This is a genomic window from Clostridium sp. SGI.024 (assembly GCF_050315195.1).
Classification (GTDB): Bacteria; Bacillota; Clostridia; order Clostridiales; family Clostridiaceae; genus Clostridium.
The window spans coordinates 37,474-61,825 of sequence record NZ_JBNPON010000001.1 but is presented as its reverse complement, the minus strand read 5'-3'; the positions used below and the strand labels follow the sequence as shown (position 1 = coordinate 61,825).

The following is a 24,352-nucleotide window of genomic DNA, read 5'->3' as shown; positions in this document are numbered from 1 at the left end:
GACAAAAATTATATAAAGTAAACATAAACTATCTAAAAATTTTAAAAATGGATATTATATTAATGTAGAAATTAGAAAAGATAATATTGTTATTATTTTGTAATGAAAATTTTTTATAATTTGTGTATAATAGAGAAGATTCTATTAATGATTGTTTGTTATAGTAGTTATATAATTAGGAAGGTAAAGGGAGGATTATTAATGAGTGAAAATGAATCATTGAAAAAAAATAAATCTAATAAAAAACGAAAAAAGAAAATTATATTAATTTCTACTTTAGGGGTACTAGCTATTTTAATTGCAGTTATATTTGGATATTACATTCAAATTAGAAATAGAGTTTATATTAAATCTACACCTAAAGCTACTGAAGAAAATAAAGTTGATTATGAAGAAGTTGAAGGAATTACAAATGTTTTATTAATAGGTACTGATGGTAGAACTGAAGATGAAGCAGCTAGAGCTGATTCCATAATTATTGCAACTTTAGATAATAACAATAAAAAAATTAAGTTAACATCTATAATTAGAGATACAGTAGTAGAGATTCCAGAGTATGGCGAAGACAAGATAAATGCAGCCTTTTTCTATGGCTCTTCAGAATTGAATGATAAGGGAAAGCTAAGAGGATTTGAAGGCGGAGCAGATTTACTTATGGAGACTATAGAAGATAATTTTAATATTCATTTAGATAAATATGTTATAGTTAACTTTTGGGGATTTGAAGAAATAATAGATGAAATTGGTGGAATAGAAGCAGATATAAAAGACTATGAAATAGATGAGGTTAATAAATATATAGGTGAATCTACTGGAGTAAAATCTCCACCAATAACAGAAACAGGATTACAAACCTTAAATGGACAACAAGCTCTTTCTTATGCAAGAATAAGATATGTTGGAAATGGTGGTTTTGAAAGAAGTGAAAGACAAAGTAAAGTTTTATTCCAAATTGCAAATAAATTAAAGGAAGTTAATCCTTTAAAATACGTTTCTATTGCTAATACTTTGTCAAAGCAAGTAAAAACTAATATGGATATACCAGAAGCTTTAAATTTAGCATATACAATATATAAATTACCTTCTTTAGATTTTGAGCAATTACAAATACCTCAAGCAGAACTTATTGCAAGAGATTATTATTATAAAGATAGAGGTTGGTGCCTACTTATAGATCTTAAACAAAGTTCAAAGATAATGCATGAATTTATATTTGAGAATAAGTCACCAAATCCAGATGAATTTGATTTGGACTCAGTATTAAATGTGGCTGCAGAGTATAATGCTAAAGAAGCTAGGTATAATTCTTTATATAATATAAAACCAGAAGATTATACACAACAAGAAAAAGATACAAATCCAATACCTCCAAGAACGGATGATAATAAGGGGCAAAGTCAACAGGGAACTGTAAATAGTGGAAATACAGGAGGAACAGGAACTACTGGAAATACAGGATCTGAAACTGGAAATGCTGGAAATGGAAATGCAGGGACAGGAGAATCTGGGAATGATGGAAATGGAAATAATGGAAGCACAGGAACAGGAAGTACTGGAAGTGGTGGAAGTGGAAATACAGGCACTGAAGGAAATGGAAATGCAGGAACAGGTGAGAATCAACAAACACCAGGAGGTCAAGAAACACCAGTAAATCCAGCAACTGGAGGTCAACAAAATCAAACAACTCAACCATAAAATAATAAATAAAGATTTATAAGAATAGTAATAAAAGTGGAATGATGTGTATTTTCATTCCACTTTTTAGTAAACATATAATAATTATATATGATATAATTGAAAAAAAGTCGATAAAGGGAGGACTGAAATGCAGAATCAAATATTAATGAAGATAATAACAATTCCTGCAATACTAATTGCTTTTGTTGCACAGGGCTATGCAAGAGCAAAAGTAGCTGATAAATTAGGAGATAAAACACCTAGATTTAATGGGAGACTAACTTTAAATCCACTAGCACATATAGATTTAATTGGATTTGTAATGATTATAATAACTGGATTTGGATGGACTAAGCCAGTGGAAACTAATCCAAGTGCTTTTAAAAGAGGTTATAAGGATGAAATAAAGGTAACAATAGCAGGACCACTAGCAAATTTAATAGTTGCATTTGTAGGTATGTTTATATTTCAACTTTGGATGAATAGTGCATATAATTTAGTATCAACTTCAACATATTCTATTATAGGAATGATGTTAAGAAGTATTTGTACTATAAATATAAGTCTATTTATATTTAATTTATTACCTATACCAGGACTTGCAGGTTTCGATTTATTTAGAGAACTTAGTCCTAAGAATTTCTATAAATATGGAAGTAAAATGTATGAATATCAAATATTAATTCTTGTAGCTGTTGTAGCTTTAGGAAGCTACATTTTAACTTATCCTGTTGCGCTTATATACAATTTATTTTTTGTAACTGCTAAAGTGTTTTTAGGAATATTCTTTTAAATTTTTAAATAGGGGCTGCCTAGGCAGCCCCTAAAATAATTTTACATTATAAATTTTCAATTAGATACTGTTGCTACAGCTTATAATAACTAAATCTTTTCCATAAACTTCTTTAAATATTTCCTTAGCTCTTAAAGCTTGACGAATTTCAAAGTCAACATCTATATTAGAATATACATTTATGATAACCTTATCTTCATCAAAAGAAACATTAAGATTTTTTACTGCACCAGCTAAACTTCTATCTAAGCCTTCAGCAATTTTAACAAGAGCACCAATATATTTAATTGTTTTTAAATCTAATTGATTTATTATAGATGAAAATGGTGATATTGGAGTTTGATAACTATTAAATCTGTGAGATGCAGCAATAGCAGCACTCATAAGTAGTTCTTTATGAGTAAGTCCATTAATTGAGGAATTTAAAATTATATAAAAAGAGTGCTTGTGATGACTGTAATAATTTATACTTATTCCACAATCATGAAGCATTGATGAAGTTTTTATAATATGATAAAATTCATCACCTAAATGATGTATACTTTTTAAAGCATTATATAAATAATAAGTTATATTAAATACGTTTTTAGCATGACTTTTATCTCCATTTAGTGTGTCTAATACCCCATTAATACTATAATCTAATATATCTTTTTCTAGTGAATAATTTTCATTTAAATATTCATATAGTAAACCTTCACGTAAGCCTCTTCCAGAAATAATTATTTTACTACATTGCACCATATTAGCAATTTTTTTAAAAATTGCAGTACCTCCAACTATAATATCTGCAAGTTCTGGATCTATTCCATCAAGTTTTTGCCTTTGTTTATAGTCTTTACATTTCAATAAATTAAAAATTTCTTTAACATCAATATCCGTAAGCTCATAATTATGAATTATTTCAAGAGGATATCTTTTTCTTACTCTATCTATTTTACCGATAGTTCTTATGGTAGAAGCTATTCCTATTATAGATTCAAATTTTGTTTCTTTTAGCCATTGAATGCTTTCAAGTAAATCATATAAATATTCAAAGGTACTGGTTAAAGCATTAGGAAGTATTCTATCATTTAGTTCAAATTTATAACTTAAGTTAACACTACCTATAGGTAAGGTTATACTTTTAATTATCTTATTATCTTTAACCCAAGCTAAATGAGTATCAGTTCCAGCTACTTCAACTAAAAGAGAATTTTCTATGTATATGCTTCTTTTTACACCTAGAAAGTTATATAGTATTTCCTCTTCACAGCTTAAAATTCGTATGTCTATATTTAACTCTTTTTTTATAAGAGGTAACAATATATCTTTGTTTTTAGCTTCTCTTAAAGACTCAGTTGCTACGGCAAAAATTTTGCTTGCACCAGAAACTGTACATAATGATTTATATGCTTTTAAAGTAGAAAGTATAGTAGTAAAATTTTCGTTACAAATACCATCATCCTTAACTAAGTCATGACATAACCTAATTGATGTTTTAAGTTCATCAATTATTTTAAAGTATCCATTTTTATTAACCTCAGTTAACATAAGTCTAAGAGAGCTTGGGCCTATGTCAATAATACCGATTCTATCCATAATAACTCCTTAATAAAAAACTAAAAAATATTTTATATAAAATATTATAACATTTATATTAATAAAGTATAGAGAAGCTTAGCTAATTTGTATTGACAATAAATCTTTCATTTATGTATAATGTTGATATTATATAAGAAGATATTAAAATCTATGAAAAGAAGAGTACTATATTTGAGTCTTTTTAGCGAGTAAGGGATGGTGCAAGCCTTATAAGATAGAATAATAGGAAGAGAGCCTTGGAGATAACTACTGAAACTAAGTAGGATAGTTCGTTTGCTGCGTTAAAGCATTGAGTGGCATTTATTGCAATCAGAGTGGTACCGCGGATTTATCCGTCTCTTATAATATTTAAGAGGCGGTTTTTTATTTTTTTAGGAAATAATATTACATAATATATTTCCAAGAATAAAATATAGAACTTTATCTTTTCAGCTATAAGATTGGAAAATCTATAATATGCTTAAAATTGTAAGGAGGATAAAAATGGATTATAAGAAGAAAGTTGCTGAAGCTATAAGTAACCATGTAGATATGGATATTGAAAGTATTGAGAAGTTAATTGAAATACCACCTAAAAGTGAGATGGGAGACTATGCATTTCCATGTTTCCAATTAGCAAAAGCTTTTAGAAAAGCTCCAAATATGATTTCTGAAGAATTAAAAGAAAAAATAAATGATGAAGGTTTTGAAAAAATAATTAATATAGGACCATATATTAATTTCTTTGTTGACAAAGGTGAGTTTACTAAAAATACTATAGATAAAGTTTTATCTCAAGGTGAAAATTATGGTTCAAGTGATATTGGAAATGGGAAAACTATATGTGTAGAATATTCATCACCTAATATTGCAAAACCATTTCATGTAGGACACTTATTTACTACAGCAATAGGTAATTCACTATATAAGCTTTTTAAGAAGGAAGGATATACTGTAGAAGGAATTAATCACTTAGGTGACTGGGGAACACAATTTGGAAAGCTTATTTCCGCATATAAAAGATGGGGAAATGAAGAGGCTTTAGAAAAAAATGCTATAGATGAATTATTAAGAATATATGTTAAATTCCATGATGAAGCAGAAAAAGATCCTGCTTTAGAAGATGAAGGAAGAACATATTTTAAAGCTTTAGAACAAGGTGATAAAGAAGTTGAAGCTTTATGGAAGAGATTTAGAGATTTAAGCTTAAAAGAGTTTGAAAGAATATATGAAATATTTGATGTTAAATTTGACTCATATGCTGGGGAAGCTTTTTATAATGATAAGATGGATGTAGTAGTTGAGGAGCTAAAAGAAAAAAATCTTTTAGTTGAAAGTAATGGAGCTCAAGTAGTTATGTTAGATGATTACAATATGCCACCATGCATTGTTTTAAAAGGTGATGGAGCATCAATATATGCAACTAGAGATTTAGCAGCAGCTATGTATAGAAAGAAAACTTATGATTTCTATAAGAGCATATATGTAGTTGGAACACCTCAAGCTTTACATTTTAAGCAAGTATTTAAAGTGCTTGAACTTGCTGGACATGAATGGGCTAAGGATTGTGTTCATGTAGGCTTTGGATTAGTTAAATTTGCTGATAGAAAGCTTTCAACAAGAAAAGGTGAAGTAATATTATTAGATGACTTAATAAAGGAATCTATAGATAAGACTTTAGAGGTTATTAATGAAAAAAATCCTAATTTAGATAATAAAGAAGAAGTAGCAAAGAAAATAGGTGTGGGAGCAATAGTCTTTACATATCTAAAGAATTCAAGAGAAAAAGACATTGTATTTGATTGGAAGGAAATGCTTTCATTTGAAGGTGAAACAGGTCCTTATGTACAATATTCTTATGCAAGAGCAAATAGTATATTAACTAGAGCTGGAGAATTAAAGGGAGTTGCAGACTATTCTAAGTTGAATACTAAGGAAGAGTTTGAACTAATTAAATCATTAGAAGGCTTTGGAAAGCAAATTCATTTAGCAACAGAAAAATTAGAACCTTCTATAATTACAAGATATGCAATAGAAGTTGCAAAACTATTTAATAAATTCTATAATGCACATTCAGTATTAAATTTAGAAGATGATAGCTTAAAAGAAGCTAGAGTTAATTTAGTAAAAGCTACATGTCAAGTAATTAAGAATTCATTAGCTTTAATTGGAATAGAAGTAGTAGATAAAATGTAAAAAAATGCATAGCAATGGCTATGCATTTTTTTTAACCTTTTCTATCTTTAGTATATTAGATTTATCTTCGTACATTGGGCAATGGTCAGAACAGCTTTTGCAGTTACAGCTACCTTTAGAGGTATTGTGAAAAGTATTAAATAATATATATGTTGCTAAAGATACAATTACTAAAGTTATTATTATTTCCATTAAAACACCTTCTTATATAATATTTAATTAAAGATGGTATAGAATATATACCTATAATATTTATAATTAAATCAATATTGAAAATCATTATCACAATTTAATAATAGCAAAGTGCGAAATAATAGTCAAATATATATATAAGATAAAGTAAAAATTTTTATTAATTAATGTCTATTTATATGAACATAATAAAAATTACATAATATTATGTAATTATAAAGTGTTGTATTTATATAATATCTGTTATATGAGCAAAGTGCCTTATAATTTTATTCTATATTCTTATAAAAGGTGGTATAATGTTATAAGATAAATTAAGGAATTAAAAGGTGATAATGATAAGGAAGAAAGAGTGGTAATGTGATTATTAGAGAGAATATAATAGAGGTAGACTCTGGAAACAGAGAATTTATGCTTAAAACAGCTAATATAAGTAGGCAACCAGAAGAGCTTATTTTTTTTGATTTAGAACATTATGTATATAAAAAGCCCAAATGTATAGGAGTTTTTGGTGCTTGTGTATTTGAAAATGGTAAGCTATTTGTAACACAGTATATGATTGAAAATAAATATGAATCAATACAAATATTAGAATTAGCAAAGAAATATTTTTTAAAGATGAAAAGTAAAGGAAAAAAAGCTATTGTCACCTTTTCTGGAAATAATGATTATACAGTAATTAATTATTTATTTAAGAAATATGGAATTGAATTAAATTTTTCTAAAGAGTTTGAAGATATAGATATTCAAAGAGAGTATGAAAAAGAAATGAAACATTCTATAGGCCTAAAGAATTTAGAAAAAGATTTTAATATTCATAGAGAAGGGGAAGTCATAAGTGGATCAAATCTTGCTAAGACATTCAATAAAGTACTAAAAGATAAAGATTATATATTAAGGATGCCTAAGGAAAAAATAGAAACAATATTATTATATAATGAACAGGATGTAACTAATCTATATAATATATATATGCTTTGGAAATCTTATGTGAATAATGATGAAAAAAATAATTTAAATGAAGTTAATGAAAGCGAGAAGCCTACTAAGATCAAAGAAGTACAAGAGGAAATCTTAGATACTGTTAATGGTGAAATAATAGATATAAATGAAATGAAAAATGAAGAAAATTTAATTAACCAAGAAGATGCAGTAGGAGAATAAATATAAATTTATATTAATTTAAGAAAGTCTTCTTAAATGATAGATGCTCCTAAGTATTTAGGAGCATCTATCATTTGAAAGAAGATTTTAATGTTTGCCCGTCAGAAGTAATAACTATAGATCCATTTATATCAGTTCTATAGACAGTTGTGGCTTTAATTTTTTCTAAGGTTTTATTAGATGGATGTCCATAACTATTTTCCTTTCCAACTGATATTATAGTTATTCCAGGATTTACCCTATCTAAAAAATTTTTGCTAGTTGAAGTAGAGGAGCCATGGTGCCCAATTTTTAAAACATCACTTTTTAAATTAAAAGATTTACTAAGTACTTCTCCCTCAACATCTTCTTCTGCATCTCCTGTAAATAAAAAAGAATTATTACCATAAGAAATTTTAATTATAGGTGAGTAATTATTTAAGTTATCATAACTATCTAAATTTGGAGAGAAAATTTCAACTAAAGTATTGTCTCCAAGGTCTATGCTATTATTATTATTATTAGCTTTTAATGTTTTAATTTTAATATCTTTTCTAGCTAAAGCTTCTGCCATACTTTCAAAGGCTGTTGTATTACTTTGAATTTTAGGGGAATAAAAATTATTAATTTTATAATTATTAATAATATAATTCATATTTCCAATATGATCTTCATGTGGGTGTGTAGCGATTATATAGTCAAATTGAGGAATATAAATTGACTTTAAGTAATTTTCTAATTTCTTTTTCTCACTTTTTGAACCAGAATCTATAAGTAAATTCTTATTATTAACTTGGATTAATATAGAATCTCCTTGTCCAACATCTATAAAGTGAATTTTCATTTCGTTAGGATTAATTGAAAAGCTCTTGTTGTTTAGAAGTTCTTTAAATAAACAGAGTGAAAAAAATATTAAAATTGGTATAAGTATATTTTTAATTTTATTTATTAATTTAAATTTTTTTATCATTTAATCTCCATTATAAAATAAATTTATAGAATAAGTAGCTATTTTATATTTTTATTATAGACAATACATAATAAAAATATAATTGAAGAAAGAAAAATTAGCATTTATAATAAAGAAAGAAAAAATATAATGCAGGGAGTGGGTTGTATGAAGTTTTATAAAATTATAAACTATGGATTTTATATGTTATTTATGCAGTGTAAAGCTATTAAACATTGGTATATACTTAAAACTAAAGGAGAAAGGGCTGCCATTGATTATAGTGGTAAAGTAGGTGAAGACTGGGCAAGGTATACAATACATAAAGCATTAAATATGAATGTAACTGTTATTGGTAAAGAAAATATACCGGATGAACCATGTTGTTATATAGGAAATCATACAAGTATATTAGATATACCACTATTAATTGATTCAGCTGGTAAATGTATGGGGTTTGTGGCTAAGAAAGAAATGGTAAAAACTCCGATATTAGGATATTGGATGAAGAATTATAATTGTGTTCCATTAGATAGAGAAAATGCTAGAGAAGCAATTAAAGCTATACGTGAAGGTGCCAATAATATAAAAAATGGATATAGCATGGCAATATTTCCTGAAGGTACTAGAAGTAAAGATGGAAAGCTTAGAGAATTTAAAAAAGGAAGTCTTAAGCTTGCAACTATGGCTAAAGCACCTGTTGTTCCAGTTTCAATAAATGGTGCATATAGAGCTTATGAAATTGATAGGAAATTTAAACCTATAGATATTACTGTTACTTTTGGAGAACCTATATATACTGAAAATTTAACTAGGGAAGAAGAAAAGGAATTAATGGAAAAGGTTAGAGGAATAGTATTAAAGAATCTTCATTAAAATATAGTAAATAAAGGAGCTGTTTTTATAGCTCCTTTATTTTTGGAAAAATAATTATATCTTACACTTTACTTAAAGATATTCTAATAATATGAACAATAATATAATCAGTATATATAAGGTTCGCATAAGTATAAAACATTATGAGAATAATCCTTAAAAAATTCGTAATATTGATAAATTATAAAAAATATTTTTATAAATAGGTATGATTACGTTTACTTTTTGTGTTAATATTAAAAAATCATAAATTATAAAAAAAATGAAAAAACATTCTTCCGAAACTTGCATATTATGTGTTATAATATAAAAAAACAAGAGGAAAATGAAATTTTATAAATAAGTATATTTCAAAAAGAGGGGGCAAAACATGCGTAAAGAATTTTCTATAAGCAATGATAAGGTATTAATTAATTTTACTGCAAAATATTGTAGTACATTTGAAGAACTAGTTGAAAGTCAAGGGTTTAGTAAAACAATTGAAACATATTTAAAAAAATCAAAGAAAAAAGTAACATTAAGTTGGAGATATTTAAAAGATAGCTTAAAGACAGAAGATGTAAGTGTAATAACAGCTGATTTAACTAAGATATTTAAGTATTTTACTGTTATGAATGTTGAGGAAATAGTTGAAACTAATCCTATATATAAAGATTTATTTTCAGATAAAGACAAATTTATAGCTTTAATTGAAGATTTATATTTATTCTGGAGAAGGTTAGAAAGATATACTATTATACACAGTAATAAGCTACAGGATGGATTATCAGCAGTTAGTTTTACTCAAGCAAATTCTTCATTATCTAACTTAATCTTGAAATTATATAGAAAAATTGAGAAAAATATATTAGGTTATAAACCAAATGTATTTAGACAAATTCCAGTTGGAGGTAATGCTTCAGTAATAATTAATAAAGTTTTATGGCCATTACCAAGTGGATATGAAGCTCTTGAAGATATTGAATTTATAGATAGTATATTGTTAGAAACTCCATTCATAACATATCCTAAGAAAAATACAAGGAGTGGAATGTTTACTGAAGTAAATGAAAATCCATTACTTCATACTTACTTAAATAAAGATCATTGGTTTTGTTATCCAGCTAAGGTAGGAGAATTAATTGCATTTATTTATTTCCATAGAGATTTTATGCAACATGGAATAACATTATGTAATTTATTCGAAATGGCTAGATTAGAGGAATATAGAGGTAAGAAACCAGATTTAGTTTATGTATTTGGTGCTAATGATAATAGTGGTAAAAAGAAAACTGTATTCTACGATGATAAAGAAAATGATATTATGTTAGGATATGTTAATCACTCAGAAGAAATAGATTACTTTGGATATATGAAGAAAATGACATTAACACTTCATAACTTAGTTATGATTAAGAGAGGATGTTTACCAATACACGGAGCTATGGTTAATATCGAACTTAAAGATGGAAAAACAGCTAATGTAGTAATTATGGGTGATAGTGGAGCAGGTAAGTCAGAAAGCTTAGAAGCCTTTAGAACTTTAAGTGAGGACTATATTAGTGATATGACTGTTATTTTTGATGATATGGGAACTTTTAAAGAAATAGATGGTAAAATTTATGGATATGGAACTGAAATAGGTGCTTTTGTAAGGCTAGATGACTTGGATCAAGGATATGCCTTTAAGGAAATAGATAGAAGTATATTTATGAATCCAGATAAAATTAATGCAAGATTAGTAATGCCTGTTGCGCCATATAAAGAAATTGTTAAGGGATATGAAGTTGATTTATTCCTTTATGCAAATAACTATACAGAAGTAAAAGATGGAGAAAAGTCAATTGAATACTTTAAAACTCCAGAAGAAGCAATAAAGGTCTTTAAGGCAGGGGCTAGAATGGCTAAAGGAACTACATCAGAAAAAGGATTAGTTGAAAGCTTCTTTGCCAATCCATTTGGACCAGCTCAAAAGCAAGAAGAAACTAATGAATTAATAGAAAAATATTTTGATAACATGTTTAAAGGAACTGTTAAAGTTGGACAAATTAAGACTTGTTTAGCTTTAGAAGGAAAAGAAAAAGAGGGACCAAGAGAAGCTGCGATAGAGTTATTTGATATTATAAAAAAAATTAAATAAATAATTAATAAAGCCTACTTTAAAAGTAGGCTTTATTAGGTATACAATAATAATATTAATATATTAATATATTAATATTAGGAGGTGTATTTAAGTGAAAAGAAAAATAAAAACGTTTTCTAACATAGTTGCATTTTCCATTATTATTTCATTATTTAACTTTCCGGCATATATTAGTCTTGCTGTAAATAAAGCATATTACAATACACAAGGACAAGAATTTGTTAGAAAGTTAAATGAAAAAAAGAAGTGAAAGTGACATTAGAAAAAAGTTCTATATAATTTAAACTTTATTTACGAAAATAAAAAAATTAATTTGGAAAATAAACTTATATATAAAAATAATAGAATATATGTAAGTTTAAAAGACATTGTAAACAAACTTAACTCCAAAGAAGTAGTTCAAGATAATAATATAATAATTAATGATAAAGTTACTATTGATGTAAATGAAAAGTCCTTTAAAAGGAAAAAGAATAAAATTCCTTTAAGAGGTGATTTATTCGTAGAAAATGGAGAATACTATATTTCTTTATTTGATTTATGTGAAATACTTAATCTTACTACTTTTTGGAACTATGATAATGATACAATTTATATTGACAATAAAATAGACAAGCATATTAAAACTTATAAGGAAAATAAAAATGATAAGAAAGCTTATATTAGATTTGAAGATTTTACAGCAGGAGATGTTTATCTTTCTAAGGGAGCATTAGAAAAGATAAGATTAGTTACTGATTATATGAATAAAAATAATCAAGCTTTTAGTGTTTCTTGGATACCTAGATATATAAATAGAGATAGTAATATTGACAATGATATTTCTAAGAATGAAACAATTAAAAATGCGAATTTTGTTTTCACATTAGATTATATTGTGAATAGAGGTGGTTCAGTAGGAATACATGGTTATACTCATCAATATAAAGATAGCAATAGTGTGGTTGGTTATGAATTTGGTGATAATGGATATAATAATCCACAAGATATTAGGAATAGAGTTGAAAAAGCATTAACTGTAGCAAAGGATATTAATATACCCATAAGTTATTGGGAAACACCACACTATAAAACAACACCTAAACAACAAGCTATATTTGAGGAATATTTTAAAATAATATATGAACCGGCTATAGGAATTTATAATAAAAAAATTATAACTAGTCATAATAATGAATATTCTAAATATATTCCAACCCCTTTAGGCTATGTGGATGATGATAATGGAGAAAGAATTATAAATGAAATAAAGAAAAATGATAATAGTAGAGAACTAAGCTTCTTTTATCATTTAACTGTAGAAATTAAAAGCATAGACATTTGGGTAAGGGATAGTGGGAGAATATTACATAATTATAAGGAAGATTCTATATTAAAGAAAATAGTTAATTTAGTAAATGATTTAGGTTATAAATTTAGTGATATTAGAGAAATATAAAGGGAGCATTTAAAATGCTCCCTTTATATTTATGTTATTCATTTGAACTAATATATCTGTTTTTTCCGAAAAATGAAAGTGAATATAGTCCAGCAATACCTACTAATGCATAGATTATTCTTTCTAAAGCAGGCATAAAGCCAAATAAATTGTTAACTAGATTATATTGGAAAAATCCAATTAATCCCCAATTAACAGCTCCGATAATAACTAAGATAAGAACAATTGAATCTAATACCTTCATAAAAAATCCTCCCTTTTATTGGTTATGATAATAGTATAACCAATGAAATAGGATTTATGCGTTATATAGTAATATTTCTGTCTATAGGTTGATTTAAAGAAATAATAGTATCAGTTCTTTGTATTCCAGAAATAGGATTTATTTTATTCAATAATATGTTTTGAAGGTCAGAAATGTTTCTACATACAACTTTTGCAAAAACACTATAAGTACCAGTAGTTAGATGTAACTCTACAACTTCTTTAATTTTTGATAATTCTTCAAATACTAAGTCATAAGAAGAAGTTTTGTCTATATATATTCCAACAAAACAACATACGTCATAACCAAGCTTAGGTAAATTTAAAAGGATTCTTGTACCTTTTATTATACCTAGTTCTTCCATTTTTTTCATTCTAACGTGAATAGTACCACCACTAACATGACATATTCTAGCTATTTCTAAGTAAGGAGTTCTACAATCTTTTATTAATAATTCTAATATTTGAAAGTCTAATTCATCTAATTGATTAGTAAGGTTTATACTCATAAAATCACCTCATTTTGACATTTTTTAATTTCTTAATATATTTTATCAAATAATTATTTAAATTAGAAGGGTATTTTAATAAATTTAACAAAAATATTAGTAATAATTATTATTTTACTAAATTTTACTTTATTAAATTTTTAATTATAACATAATTAGTTAATTTATAGTAAATATATATTAAATTATATTGAAAAGATAAGGTGTTTCTTTTAATATATAATAAGAAGCTTTCAAAGGAGGAGTTATACTGTGAACAGCCTATTATTTTATATAGCATATATTGCTATTACTATCGGATTAATGGTTTTATCATTCACATTTGGAAGAAAGTATATATTTTCAAAAGTAAGAGTAAACAAATGGATTATATTTGCAATATCTGTAGCTTTATTATTGCTTCAGGTAATTGTTAAACCTGAAAATCCTTGGATAACTATGTTATTTGCTATATTTACAATTTGGTTCTTTATGTGGTTTATAGATATTCAGAGCACAGGTGGACCTAAGAAAAAGGAAAAGAAAATTGAGATTAGGCCTAAAGCTAAACCAAATAGAGCAAAACATATTCAAAATCAAAAAAAATAAAAGCTTTGAAAATAAATAAACATGGCATTCTTTAAAATAATGTCATGTTTATTTATTTAATTTATTTGGCTATTGTTACTTATAAAAATTGGAGAGCTAAATGCTACTCTATTATCATCTTCAATTATCTTAATAATATACCAAGTTTCATTATTTTCTTTCTTATGTTCGTATAAATATTTAATGCTATTTAAATTAATGTTTTCAATTGTTCTAATAGTTTTTCCGTTATTACTTATTATTTGAAGTTCTTTAATTTTGTATTTAATATCTTCAGCAAAAATCATAAATCTTATTTTAGATGAGGATATAAAAATTTCTTCACCCATAAACTTATCATTTATTGTAAAGTAAAATTTAAGATATCTAGATTCAGTTGAGTAAGTTCTTCTTTCTCTGAAAGCTGAAATTATATTTGAAGTTGAGAGGGTATTACAAATGCAAGCAGTTAAGTTTTCAGAATCACTTAAATTAAGTAAAGTATTAGTATAGTTACTTATAGCACCTAACAGCCATCCAGAATCTAATAAGCTATAGTAATATTTATCATTTTTTTGTATTTTATCATTAATTTCTACGGATGTAATAAGTTTGTTTAAAACTTCATTATAAGGAAGTAATTTAGTATTTTTATTTGGATGACTGAATGTTATAAATGCATCTATGTTATTAAGCATCCATAATGCTAGAATTTTAAAATCTCCTAGTATATTAGTGAAAAAGTTATTACTATTAATAATATTTATATCACCATAGGAATTAGTGCTACATTTAAAGCCCACTAGAGGGATAAAATCAGTGTATTTTTTCCTTATTCTAGCTGCATAAATCTTACTGCCTTGAAATTTTGAGTATTTACTTTCTTTTAAATATACTTCATTAGAAAGGTAGTAATTATAATCTGTTGTAAACATAAAATTTAATCCAATCTTATATGCATATTCATATGCTTCTATAGGAGAAGCTTTGCCAGTTGAATAAATTGTATCGTAATTTGAAATTCCATAGTAATATTTGATATTAGTTTTATCGAAGTTATCTATATCTTTAATCTTTTTTCTTCCCAAATTAAGCCCCTTAAAATAAATTGTTATATTATATATATAGTATTTAACAAGTATAAATAATGACAATAATATTAAGTAGTGATAAAATAACTTTAAATAAAATAATATGGAGGGGTAGAAATGATTTTAGATTTTAATGGAATTAAACCATCAATTGATAAGACTTGCTATATTTCAGAAAGTGTTGATATAATAGGAGACGTTGTAATAGAAAAGAATGCTAATATTTGGTTTGGAACTACTATAAGAGGCGATATGAATAAAATTTATATTGGAGAAAATACTAATATTCAAGAAAATTCAGTTGTCCATGTAGATTTTCCTTGTGAAACTTATATAGGAAAAAATGTAACTATAGGTCATAGAGCTATTATTCATGGATGTACTATTAGCGATAATGTTTTAGTTGGTATGGGATCAATTATACTAAATGGAGCAAAAATAGGAAAGAATAGTATTATAGGGGCTGGATCTTTAGTAACTCAATATAAGGAATTTGAAGAAGGAGTACTTATTATGGGTAGTCCTGCTAAGGTAGTAAGAAAGCTTACAGAAGATGAAATTAAGAATATAGAGCAGTCTGCAAAAAATTATGTGGAAATTAGCAGGAGATACTTATAAAATCAGGAGGTAAAATGATTAATATAGGAAAATATAACTTATTAGAAGTTAAAAGAGAAAAAGAATTTGGGTACTATTTAGGAGATGAAGGTAAAACTGATGTATTATTACCTAAGTCAATGACAGAGGGAAAAGAAATTAATATAGGTGATAAATTAGATGTTTTTGTTTATAGAGATTCAAAGGATAGACCAATTGCAACCTTTAAGAAACCTTTAGTTACTGTTGGTGATGTCGGTTATTTAAAAGTAGTTTTTCAAACAGAATTTGGTGCTTTTATAGACTTTGGACTAGATAGAGATATATTTGTACCTTTAAAAGAACAAAGATATAAATTACATACAGGAAGCAAATATTTATTTTACATTTATTTAGATAAAACAGATAGAATAGCTGCAACTACAGATGTTGAAGATTATATTTTAAATGCTATTGAAGAAGGTAAAGAATATAAGGTTGGGCAAGAAGTAGTAGGTCAAGTATATGGTAAAACTCAAGGTGGAACAGTACACATTGCAATTGATTCAAAATATAGGGGATTAATTTTACCAAATGAATATTACACAGAAATATATCCAGGAACTGAAATGAAGCTAAGAGTTAAAAGAATATATGAAGATGGAGTAATTGGATTAACTCCTAGACAAACAAGATTAAGTGAAAGAGATAAAATTCAAGAGGATATTTTAAAGTATTTAAAGAAAAATGGTGGATTTATGCCTTTTAATGATAAATCTAAGCCAGAAGATATAAAAGCTACTTTCAATACAAGTAAAAATTACTTTAAAATGGCTCTTGGAGGTTTAATGAAAGAAGGTAAAATAATTCAAGAAACAGAAGGAACTAGATTAAAATAAAATACTAATTATTTGAATGAGATAAATATCATATGAGGTTGACTTTATTAAGTTATATCTAATATGATACTTATCTTTTTTTATTTTCTAGGAATTCATAAAATATTATTCTGTGAATAAATTTTAAAAAAAATTTATAAAATTTTGTTGACTTCATCACTTTATTGTGATAAAGTAATGAATAAGAAAAGCAATAAGGGATAAATATTAAGGGGGATTCAATATGAATATAAAAATAAAGAGAAAGATTTTATCAATAGCATTAATGTCAATACTTCCAATTACATTAATATCATGTGGTGAGAAAAAAGTTGAAAGTTCACTAGAAAAAGAAACATTAATACTTGGTTTTGATGATACTTTTGTACCTATGGGGTTTAAAGATGAAAATGGGGAATATGTTGGTTTTGATATAGATTTAGCAAAAGAAATATCAAAGAAACTTGGGAAAGAAATAGAACTTCAACCAATAGATTGGAGTATGAAAGAAACAGAACTTAATAATGGAAATATAGATTTTATTTGGAATGGATATAGTGTTACAGAAGAAAGAAAAGAAAAGGTTGAATTTTCAACTCCTTATTTAAACAATAGACAAGTTATAATTACTTTAGCAGATTCTAATGTTAATTCTAAAGCAGATTTGGCAGGGGCTGTAGTTGGCGCACAAAATCAGTCAAGCGCTGTTGATGCTATAGAAGCTGATGGTGATATAAAAGCATCTTTTAAGGATGGTAAGATAATAACTTTTGACACTAACAACGAAGCTTTAATGGACTTAGAAGCAGGCAGATTAGATGCAGTAGTGGCTGATGAAATATTAGCTAAGTATTATACTAATCAAAGAGGTGCTGAAAAGTATAAGATATTAAAAGAAGACTTTGGCTCAGAAGCATATGCAGTAGGAATGAGAAAAGATGATAAAGAATTAGTAGAAGCTTTTAACAAAGCATTTAAGGAATTAATAAATGAAGGAAAAGCAGGAGAAATATCTAAGAAGTGGTTTGGCGAAGATATTATTGCTAAATAATTCAAAACAAGGAGGTGTTTATTTTGGAACTAATAAATGAAATAATAGCTTTTTTCCCTCAAGCAATAGAAGGTTTAAAAGTTACAATTGAAATTTTTGCAATAACATTAATATTATCAATACCTTTAGGTGTAATAATTGCGCTTGGGAGAATATCTAAGATTAAGTTAATTAATTCATTGACAGGAATATATGTGTTAGTTTTAAGAGGAACACCTTTATTGCTTCAAATATTATTTATATTTTTTGGACTACCATTAATAAATATAAATATTCCAAGATTCCCAGCAGCTATACTAGCAATGGTATTAAATTATGGAGCTTATTTTGGAGAAATATTTAGAGCAGGTATTTTATCAATAGATAAAGGACAATTTGAAGGAGCAGAGGTTCTTGGATTAACTAAGAAAGATACATTTTTTAGAATAATAATGCCTCAAGCATTAAAAAGAATATTTCCACCAGTAGCAAATGAAGTAGTTACTTTAGTAAAGGATACAGCTTTAATATATGTTGTAGGTTTAGATGAATTATTAAAAATTGCTAAAATAGCATCTAATAGGATATCATCTATTATGCCTTTTGTAGTAGTGGCTATTGTATATTTAATTTTTAATGGAATAATAACAAAATTATTAGAATTAATAGAAAGAAAGTTTGATTATTATGAGTAGGAGGAGTACTATGCTAAGAATTGAGGGATTAAAAAAGCAATTTGGAAATTCGGAAGTTTTAAAAGGAATAGATTTAGAAGTTAATTCTGGTGAAGTAGTAGTAATAGTAGGACCTTCTGGTGGTGGAAAAACTACATTATTAAGATGTATAAATGGACTAGAATACTGTGATAATGGAACTATAGAAATAGATAAAAAATATTTATGTAAAAACGGAGTATATGAAGAAAAAAATAAATTTAATGAGGCAAGAAGAGAAATTGGATTAGTATTTCAAAACTTTAATCTTTTCCCTCACATGAGTGTATTAGAAAACTTAATAGAAGCACCTAAAAAAGTTTTAGGACAATCAGAAGAAGTTGCTGTTAAGAATGCAAAGGAAATTTTAAACTTTTTAGGGCTTGGAGATAAGATAAGTAGTTATCCATATCAGTTATCAGGTGGGCAAAAACAAAGAGTTGCTATTGGTAGGGCTTTAGCTTTAAACCCAAAGTTAATGTGTTTTGATGAGCCTACATCAGCTTTAGATCCAGGATTAACTGGAGAAGTTTCAGAGTTAATAAGATCTTTAGCTAAAGATGGAATGAGTATGTTAATTATAACTCATGATATGAGTTTTGCAGAGAAAGTTGCAGATAAGATTTACTCTATGAATAATGGAGTATTAACAAGTGGAAACTTTTATAATGAAAGAATTAAAAATGATAATTAGGATGGAATAGAGAAGAAGTAAGGAAGAGTTGCTTATGCAACTCTTTTTTTATCATTAGTTCTAAAGAAAATTTTAACTATTTCGTTAATTGCAAAAGGAATTAGTGAAATTAATATTACTATTCCCCAATCCTTAAAGTCTAATGAATATACCTTAAATATATTAGCTGTAAATGGGATAGTTATTATTGCTAGTTGCACTACTATTCCAAATAATATTGAAGCTATTAGCCATTTATTCTTAAATACACCGACTTGAAATAATGATTTAGTTTCATTTCTCATAGAAAGAGAATAGAAGAGTTGTGAAACACTAAGTACAACAAAAGCCATAGTTTGAGCATGTCTTAATGAGTCAGGAGATAAATATTCTCCTAATACAAATGCAAATAATGTGCTACCACCTATGAGAATTCCATTTAATATTAATAAAATACTTGCTCTTCCAGCAAATAAACTTTCTTTAGGGTCTTTAGGAGGTAAATCCATTACGCCTTTATCTCCAGGGTCAACACCTAAAGATAAAGCAGGGAAACTATCTGTTATTAAATTTACCCAAAGTATATGAATAGGTAAAAGAGGAGCAGGCCAATTAAGTAGAATTGCAAAAAATAATGCAACTATTTCACCAAGGTTACAGCTTAGAAGAAAAATAATTGATTTTTTTATATTATTAAAGATATTTCTTCCTTCTTCTACAGCTTTTACTATTGTTGTAAAATTATCATCTGTTAACACCATATCTGCAGCACCTTTAGCAACATCAGTTCCAGTAATACCCATAGCAATACCAATGTCTGCTGCTTTTAAGGATGGAGCATCATTAACACCATCACCTGTCATAGAAACTATGTTTCCATAAGATTTAAAGGCTTTAACTATTTTTACTTTATGTTCTGGTGATACTCTTGCAAAAACTTTGAAATCATTAACAATCTTAGTAAATTCCTCTTCAGAATAGCTATCTATTTCACTTCCAGACATAGCCTGAGAAATATCTTCTACAATTCCTAATTCCTTAGCAATAGCAACAGCAGTATTTTTATGATCTCCAGTTATCATTATTGTTCTAATACCTGCTTTTTTACTTAATTCTATAGACCCTTTTACTTCTTCTCTAGGAGGGTCAATCATTCCCATAAGACCAACAAAAATTAGATCATTTTCAAGTTCATCTATTGGAACATGTTCATTATCTATAGGTTTATAAGCAAGAGCTAAAACTCTTAATGCATCATCTGACATTAAGTTAGAAGCATTTAAGGTTTCTGATTTTTCTTTATCAGCAAAATCTTTAATTTCACCATTAATTAATATTTTATTTGAGATTTTTAATATGCTATCAATAGCACCTTTAGTAAAAACATAATATTTATTTTCATAAGAATTTACAGTAGTCATAAGTTTTCTATCAGAGTCAAAAGGAATTTCATTTACTCTTTTAAATTCTTTATTTAAATCATCTTTAAATATATTTATTTTATTACCAACATCTATTAAGGCAACTTCAGTTGGATCTCCAGTTTGAACACCATCCTTTGAGGTTGCATCATTACATAATATCATTCCATAAGTTAAAAGTTTAGTTTCTTTATTTTTAATATCTATTGACTTTAAATTATATATTTGTCCATTTACGTAGTATTTTTTTACGGTCATCTTATTAATAGTTAATGTACCTGTTTTATCAGAACAAATTATATTAACTGAACCTAGGGTTTCAACAGAAGGCAATTTTCTAATAATTGCATTTTCTTTAATCATTCTTTGTACACCAAGAGCTAATACTATTGCTACAATAGCTGGTAATCCTTCAGGAATGGCAGCTACTGCTAAACTTATAGAAGTCATAAACATTTCTAAAAAATCTCTTCCTTGGAATAAAGATATTAGAAACATTATTATTGAAATACCAACTGCAGCAAAACCAAGTATTTTTCCAAGTTGTGCTAATTTCTTTTGAAGAGGTGTAGTATTTTCATCTTCTGAATCTAGCATTTTAGCTATTTTACCTATTTCAGTATTCATTCCTGTATTAACTACTACTCCTATACCTCTACCATAGGTTACTAAGGTGGACATAAAAGCCATATTATGCTGATCTCCTATAGGAACATCTTTTCCTTCAGTAATAGTATTAGAATTTTTTTCAGAAGGGACAGACTCTCCAGTAAAGGCTGATTCTTCAATTTTTAGATTAGCAGCTTCTACTATTCTTAAATCAGCAGGAATATATCTTCCAGCATCAATAATTATAATATCTCCTATTACTACTTCTTCTGATGGTATTTCTATAATATTACCATCTCTTTTTACAATTGCTTTTGGAGTTGACATGCTTTTTAATGCTTCTAATGCTTTTTCAGCCTTAGATTCCTGTATAACTCCTATAATGGCATTAATAAATATTACTATTAATATAATAATTGAATCACTAACTTCTCCAACAACGAAAGAAATAATAGCGGCAATTAATAAAATATAAATCATAATATCATTAATTTGAGCTAAAAAAAGTTGAAATATAGATTTTTTCTTTTTACCTTGAATCTTATTTAATCCATATTTAGTCAATCTTAATTTTGCTTCTGAAGAAGAAAGACCATTTATTAAATCAGTAGACAGTTCATTTATAACTTCTTTAGAATTCTTGTTAAACCACATTTAAATACCTCCAAATTTCAAAATATATTTATGAAAAACCTATATAAATATATTGTATTTATTTTTCTTTATAATAATACATATAAAAAGTGATAGCTTAATAATTTTTAATGTTATAATAATTTATAGGAGAGTGAAATTTATGGAAATTGGAAGGGTTAATAGAAAAAGTATAATTAATCAAGAAAGAAAAATAGTTTCTGAAAAAAAAGATTTTTCTCAAAGTTTTAATCAGGCAAGAGATAGAAAATCTGAAGAACAATTAAAAAAAATGATTGAAGATATTCAAAAAAAGGGAAGTCGATTAGTTATTACTAAGACTTATGGAGATGTACTTGCCTATAAAAAAAATATTAAAGAGTATTTAGAATCAATCTTAAAGTATATGTATGATACTAAAAAAGATATTAGTTTTTGGCAAACGCAGTATTTCGTAACTGTAGATACAATAGACAAAAAGTTAGAGGAGTTAACAGAATCACTTTTAAAGGGAGAGATGGAAAATTTAAATATAGCTGCATCAATAGATGAAATACAAGGCTTAATAGTGGATATATATAGGTAAATTATAAAGTTAACCTTGAAAAGTTTACTAAATAAATATATTATTAAGTAATAATAATTTGTAGTAATATAGGAGGTTATATATGGTAAAAAGATTTATTAGTTACTATAAACCATATAAGAAATTATTTTTCTTAGATATGTTAGTAGCTTTTATAGCAGCAGCTTGTGATTTAGTTTATCCTATGATGACTAGAACATTAGTAAATGATAGTATTCCTAATAAGAACATTAGAATGCTTATTGTTTTTGCAATTATGTTAATAATAATTTATTTAATTAAAGCAGCTTGTGGATATTTCATGCAATATTATGGACATGTTATGGGGGTTCATATGCAAGGAGATATGCGAAAGGATATGTTTTTACATTTACAAAAACTACCTAATACATATTTTGATAATAATAAAACTGGAGATTTAATGAGTAGAATGATAAATGATCTTATGGAAGTATCAGAGCTAGCTCATCATGGACCAGAAGATTTATTTATTTCTGTTGTTATGCTTTTAGGATCATTTGTTGTATTATGCACAATAAATATTCCATTAACTTTAATTATATTTGCATTTATTCCATTTATAGTTTTATTTACATGGAGACAAAAGAATAAAATGCTTAATGCCTTTATGGAAACTAGAGTGGAAACTTCCGCAGTTAATTCAAATCTTGAAAATTCACTTTCAGGAATTAGGATTACAAAAGCATTTGTTTCTCATGAATATGAAATAAAAAAGTTCAAAAAAGGAAATAAGAAGTTTAAGAATGCAAGGTCAAGAGCTTATAAGGTAATGGCTGAATATTCTGCAGGAGTAGGATTTGGTATAGATATATTGGATTATATATCACTAATAGCAGGAGGAATATTTACCTACTTTAATTATATTAATTTAGGGGACTTTTTTGCTTACTTATTATATATAAAGTTATTTACTCAACCAATTAAGAAACTTGTAAGTTTTATGGAACAATATCAAAATGGTATGACTGGATTTAAGAGATTTATATCTATAATAGATGAAGATATAGAGGAAGACGGTAATATAGAATTAAAGAATGTTAAAGGTGATATCGAATTTAAAGATGTACACTTTAGTTACGATGAAAAAAATATATTAGAAGGTATTAATTTAAAAATTGAAGCAGGTAAGATGCTAGCATTAGTTGGTCCTTCTGGAGGAGGAAAAACTACATTTTGTAATTTAATTCCTAGATTTTATGATGTAAGTAGTGGAGATATTACAATAGATAATAAAAGTATATATAAAATTACTTTAGAATCCTTAAGAGGAAATATAGGAATAGTTCAACAAGATGTTTTCTTATTTACTGGAACTATTAAAGAAAATATTTTATATGGTAAGCATGATGCTACAGATGAAGAAGTCATAATAGCTGCAAAAAGAGCTAATATACATGAATTTATAATAAACTTGCCAGATGGATATGATACTTACATAGGTGAAAGGGGAGTTAAACTTTCTGGTGGACAAAAGCAAAGAATTTCTATTGCTAGAGTTTTCTTAAAGAACCCACCTATTTTAATTTTAGATGAAGCAACCTCTGCATTAGATAATACTACAGAATATATGATTCAGAAATCTTTAGAAGAATTATCTAAAGGAAGAACTACAATAGTTGTTGCACATAGATTATCTACAATAAAAAATGCGGATGAAATATTAGTTCTAACGGATAAGGGAATAGAAGAAAAAGGAAGTCATGAAGAACTTCTTGAAAATGGTGGATTATATAAAGAATTATATGAATCACAATTTTTAAATTTAAAGAAATAAAATTATGGATAATGGATAGAATACCTATAGAGAATATTGACTAATTAAATAAATATAT

23 protein-coding genes and 1 other annotated feature are annotated in these 24,352 nt (G+C 26.6%); of the genes, 16 read left to right on the top strand and 7 right to left on the bottom strand.

From position 1 onward, the window contains the following. Window positions 1-201: 201 nt before the first annotated feature. Both ACQRD5_RS00310 and ACQRD5_RS00305 read left to right on the top strand, forming a co-directional pair. A complete protein-coding gene (locus ACQRD5_RS00310) occupies window positions 202-1,695 on the top strand; it encodes an LCP family protein (RefSeq protein WP_294166829.1) in 1,494 nt (497 codons plus the stop codon). 130 nt (window positions 1,696-1,825) lie between these two features. After that, a complete protein-coding gene (locus ACQRD5_RS00305) occupies window positions 1,826-2,470 on the top strand; it encodes a site-2 protease family protein (RefSeq protein ID WP_294166830.1) in 645 nt (214 codons plus the stop codon). A 60-nt stretch (window positions 2,471-2,530) separates the two neighbouring features. On the opposite strand, the gene ACQRD5_RS00300 is transcribed toward ACQRD5_RS00305, so the two are convergent. Then, window positions 2,531-4,051: a Ppx/GppA phosphatase family protein gene (locus ACQRD5_RS00300; RefSeq protein WP_294362736.1), complete on the bottom strand. Its 1,521-nt coding sequence runs from the start codon at window positions 4,049-4,051 to the stop codon at window positions 2,531-2,533. A gap of 144 nt (window positions 4,052-4,195) precedes the next feature. After that, window positions 4,196-4,397: a binding site (T-box leader), on the top strand. Between the two features lie 140 nt (window positions 4,398-4,537). Between ACQRD5_RS00300 and argS the strand changes: the two genes are divergently transcribed. Continuing rightward, the gene (argS, locus tag ACQRD5_RS00295) at window positions 4,538-6,229 is read left to right on the top strand and encodes an arginine--tRNA ligase (protein WP_427746391.1); all 1,692 of its coding nucleotides are present in this window, start codon (window positions 4,538-4,540) and stop codon (window positions 6,227-6,229) included. Between the two features lie 18 nt (window positions 6,230-6,247). On the opposite strand, the gene ACQRD5_RS00290 is transcribed toward argS, so the two are convergent. Next, window positions 6,248-6,421 (bottom strand): FeoB-associated Cys-rich membrane protein, encoded by a 174-nt coding sequence (locus tag ACQRD5_RS00290; protein ID WP_294362732.1) that lies wholly within the window; start codon window positions 6,419-6,421, stop codon window positions 6,248-6,250. 360 nt (window positions 6,422-6,781) lie between these two features. Here ACQRD5_RS00290 and ACQRD5_RS00285 point away from each other — a divergent pair, with 360 nt between their 5' ends. Next, a complete protein-coding gene (locus ACQRD5_RS00285) occupies window positions 6,782-7,585 on the top strand; it encodes a ribonuclease H-like domain-containing protein (RefSeq protein ID WP_427746390.1) in 804 nt (267 codons plus the stop codon). 70 nt (window positions 7,586-7,655) lie between these two features. Here ACQRD5_RS00285 and ACQRD5_RS00280 read toward each other — a convergent pair whose 3' ends face one another. Then, a complete protein-coding gene (locus tag ACQRD5_RS00280) occupies window positions 7,656-8,534 on the bottom strand; it encodes a ComEC/Rec2 family competence protein (protein WP_427746389.1) in 879 nt (292 codons plus the stop codon). Between the two features lie 147 nt (window positions 8,535-8,681). Here ACQRD5_RS00280 and ACQRD5_RS00275 point away from each other — a divergent pair, with 147 nt between their 5' ends. The 4 genes from ACQRD5_RS00275 (at window position 8,682) to ACQRD5_RS00260 (ending at window position 12,949) form a co-directional block, all read left to right on the top strand. Beyond that, window positions 8,682-9,389, top strand: coding sequence for a lysophospholipid acyltransferase family protein (locus ACQRD5_RS00275; RefSeq protein ID WP_294169740.1), 708 nt, complete (start codon window positions 8,682-8,684; stop codon window positions 9,387-9,389). A gap of 370 nt (window positions 9,390-9,759) precedes the next feature. Then, window positions 9,760-11,508, top strand: a complete 1,749-nt coding sequence (locus ACQRD5_RS00270; protein ID WP_291628647.1) for a phosphoenolpyruvate carboxykinase — start codon at window positions 9,760-9,762, stop codon at window positions 11,506-11,508. A gap of 94 nt (window positions 11,509-11,602) precedes the next feature. Next, a complete protein-coding gene (locus ACQRD5_RS00265; RefSeq protein ID WP_427746388.1) occupies window positions 11,603-11,761 on the top strand; it encodes a hypothetical protein in 159 nt (52 codons plus the stop codon). A 39-nt stretch (window positions 11,762-11,800) separates the two neighbouring features. Beyond that, entirely contained in the window at window positions 11,801-12,949 is a 1,149-nt protein-coding gene (locus ACQRD5_RS00260) for a DUF2334 domain-containing protein (RefSeq protein WP_427746413.1), read from the top strand. A gap of 34 nt (window positions 12,950-12,983) precedes the next feature. Here the strand turns inward: ACQRD5_RS00260 and ACQRD5_RS00255 are convergent, their stop codons facing one another. Both ACQRD5_RS00255 and ACQRD5_RS00250 read right to left on the bottom strand, forming a co-directional pair. Next, entirely contained in the window at window positions 12,984-13,193 is a 210-nt protein-coding gene (locus tag ACQRD5_RS00255; protein ID WP_291628643.1) for a DUF378 domain-containing protein, read from the bottom strand. A gap of 61 nt (window positions 13,194-13,254) precedes the next feature. Then, complete coding sequence (locus ACQRD5_RS00250) at window positions 13,255-13,722, bottom strand: Lrp/AsnC ligand binding domain-containing protein (RefSeq protein ID WP_291628641.1); 468 nt, start codon at window positions 13,720-13,722, stop codon at window positions 13,255-13,257. Between the two features lie 252 nt (window positions 13,723-13,974). On the opposite strand from ACQRD5_RS00250, the gene ACQRD5_RS00245 reads away from it, so the two are divergent. After that, window positions 13,975-14,310: a hypothetical protein gene (locus tag ACQRD5_RS00245; RefSeq protein WP_291628639.1), complete on the top strand. Its 336-nt coding sequence runs from the start codon at window positions 13,975-13,977 to the stop codon at window positions 14,308-14,310. Window positions 14,311-14,366: 56 nt separating this feature from the next. On the opposite strand, the gene ACQRD5_RS00240 is transcribed toward ACQRD5_RS00245, so the two are convergent. Beyond that, entirely contained in the window at window positions 14,367-15,377 is a 1,011-nt protein-coding gene (locus ACQRD5_RS00240) for a histidinol phosphatase (RefSeq protein WP_320900848.1), read from the bottom strand. Window positions 15,378-15,497: 120 nt separating this feature from the next. Here ACQRD5_RS00240 and ACQRD5_RS00235 point away from each other — a divergent pair, with 120 nt between their 5' ends. The 5 genes from ACQRD5_RS00235 (at window position 15,498) to ACQRD5_RS00215 (ending at window position 19,271) form a co-directional block, all read left to right on the top strand. Next, window positions 15,498-15,998 carry a gamma carbonic anhydrase family protein gene (locus tag ACQRD5_RS00235; RefSeq protein ID WP_291628635.1) on the top strand — a complete coding sequence of 167 codons (501 nt, stop codon included), beginning with the start codon at window positions 15,498-15,500 and terminating at the stop codon, window positions 15,996-15,998. Window positions 15,999-16,012: 14 nt separating this feature from the next. Beyond that, window positions 16,013-16,855: a CvfB family protein gene (locus tag ACQRD5_RS00230; RefSeq protein WP_294167063.1), complete on the top strand. Its 843-nt coding sequence runs from the start codon at window positions 16,013-16,015 to the stop codon at window positions 16,853-16,855. A 223-nt stretch (window positions 16,856-17,078) separates the two neighbouring features. Beyond that, window positions 17,079-17,885, top strand: a complete 807-nt coding sequence (locus ACQRD5_RS00225; protein WP_291628631.1) for an amino acid ABC transporter substrate-binding protein — start codon at window positions 17,079-17,081, stop codon at window positions 17,883-17,885. 32 nt (window positions 17,886-17,917) lie between these two features. Further along, the gene (locus ACQRD5_RS00220) at window positions 17,918-18,559 is read left to right on the top strand and encodes an amino acid ABC transporter permease (protein ID WP_291628649.1); all 642 of its coding nucleotides are present in this window, start codon (window positions 17,918-17,920) and stop codon (window positions 18,557-18,559) included. Window positions 18,560-18,569: 10 nt separating this feature from the next. Next, a complete protein-coding gene (locus ACQRD5_RS00215) occupies window positions 18,570-19,271 on the top strand; it encodes an amino acid ABC transporter ATP-binding protein (protein WP_294169572.1) in 702 nt (233 codons plus the stop codon). 32 nt (window positions 19,272-19,303) lie between these two features. On the opposite strand, the gene ACQRD5_RS00210 is transcribed toward ACQRD5_RS00215, so the two are convergent. Then, complete coding sequence (locus ACQRD5_RS00210; RefSeq protein ID WP_427746387.1) at window positions 19,304-21,934, bottom strand: calcium-translocating P-type ATPase, PMCA-type; 2,631 nt, start codon at window positions 21,932-21,934, stop codon at window positions 19,304-19,306. 142 nt (window positions 21,935-22,076) lie between these two features. Here ACQRD5_RS00210 and ACQRD5_RS00205 point away from each other — a divergent pair, with 142 nt between their 5' ends. Together ACQRD5_RS00205 and ACQRD5_RS00200 are read left to right on the top strand one after the other, a co-directional pair. After that, window positions 22,077-22,499 (top strand): YaaR family protein, encoded by a 423-nt coding sequence (locus ACQRD5_RS00205; RefSeq protein ID WP_294170722.1) that lies wholly within the window; start codon window positions 22,077-22,079, stop codon window positions 22,497-22,499. 82 nt (window positions 22,500-22,581) lie between these two features. Beyond that, window positions 22,582-24,294 carry an ABC transporter ATP-binding protein gene (locus ACQRD5_RS00200; RefSeq protein ID WP_291628626.1) on the top strand — a complete coding sequence of 571 codons (1,713 nt, stop codon included), beginning with the start codon at window positions 22,582-22,584 and terminating at the stop codon, window positions 24,292-24,294. Window positions 24,295-24,352: the final 58 nt, after the last annotated feature.

What these genes read in the sequence shown, in the direction of transcription:
- ACQRD5_RS00310 (WP_294166829.1), top strand. Translation starts at nt 202, where the DNA reads ATGAGTGAAAATGAATCATTGAAAAAAAATAAATCTAATAAAAAACGA.
- ACQRD5_RS00275 (WP_294169740.1), top strand. Translation starts at nt 8,682, where the DNA reads ATGAAGTTTTATAAAATTATAAACTATGGATTTTATATGTTATTTATG.
- ACQRD5_RS00300 (WP_294362736.1), bottom strand. Translation starts at nt 4,051, where the DNA reads ATGGATAGAATCGGTATTATTGACATAGGCCCAAGCTCTCTTAGACTT.
- ACQRD5_RS00200 (WP_291628626.1), top strand. Translation starts at nt 22,582, where the DNA reads ATGGTAAAAAGATTTATTAGTTACTATAAACCATATAAGAAATTATTT.
- ACQRD5_RS00235 (WP_291628635.1), top strand. Translation starts at nt 15,498, where the DNA reads ATGATTTTAGATTTTAATGGAATTAAACCATCAATTGATAAGACTTGC.
- ACQRD5_RS00250 (WP_291628641.1), bottom strand. Translation starts at nt 13,722, where the DNA reads ATGAGTATAAACCTTACTAATCAATTAGATGAATTAGACTTTCAAATA.
- ACQRD5_RS00280 (WP_427746389.1), bottom strand. Translation starts at nt 8,534, where the DNA reads ATGATAAAAAAATTTAAATTAATAAATAAAATTAAAAATATACTTATA.
- ACQRD5_RS00230 (WP_294167063.1), top strand. Translation starts at nt 16,013, where the DNA reads ATGATTAATATAGGAAAATATAACTTATTAGAAGTTAAAAGAGAAAAA.
- argS (WP_427746391.1), top strand. Translation starts at nt 4,538, where the DNA reads ATGGATTATAAGAAGAAAGTTGCTGAAGCTATAAGTAACCATGTAGAT.
- ACQRD5_RS00210 (WP_427746387.1), bottom strand. Translation starts at nt 21,934, where the DNA reads ATGTGGTTTAACAAGAATTCTAAAGAAGTTATAAATGAACTGTCTACT.
- ACQRD5_RS00255 (WP_291628643.1), bottom strand. Translation starts at nt 13,193, where the DNA reads ATGAAGGTATTAGATTCAATTGTTCTTATCTTAGTTATTATCGGAGCT.
- ACQRD5_RS00305 (WP_294166830.1), top strand. Translation starts at nt 1,826, where the DNA reads ATGCAGAATCAAATATTAATGAAGATAATAACAATTCCTGCAATACTA.
- ACQRD5_RS00205 (WP_294170722.1), top strand. Translation starts at nt 22,077, where the DNA reads ATGGAAATTGGAAGGGTTAATAGAAAAAGTATAATTAATCAAGAAAGA.
- ACQRD5_RS00225 (WP_291628631.1), top strand. Translation starts at nt 17,079, where the DNA reads ATGAATATAAAAATAAAGAGAAAGATTTTATCAATAGCATTAATGTCA.
- ACQRD5_RS00215 (WP_294169572.1), top strand. Translation starts at nt 18,570, where the DNA reads ATGCTAAGAATTGAGGGATTAAAAAAGCAATTTGGAAATTCGGAAGTT.
- ACQRD5_RS00270 (WP_291628647.1), top strand. Translation starts at nt 9,760, where the DNA reads ATGCGTAAAGAATTTTCTATAAGCAATGATAAGGTATTAATTAATTTT.
- ACQRD5_RS00290 (WP_294362732.1), bottom strand. Translation starts at nt 6,421, where the DNA reads ATGGAAATAATAATAACTTTAGTAATTGTATCTTTAGCAACATATATA.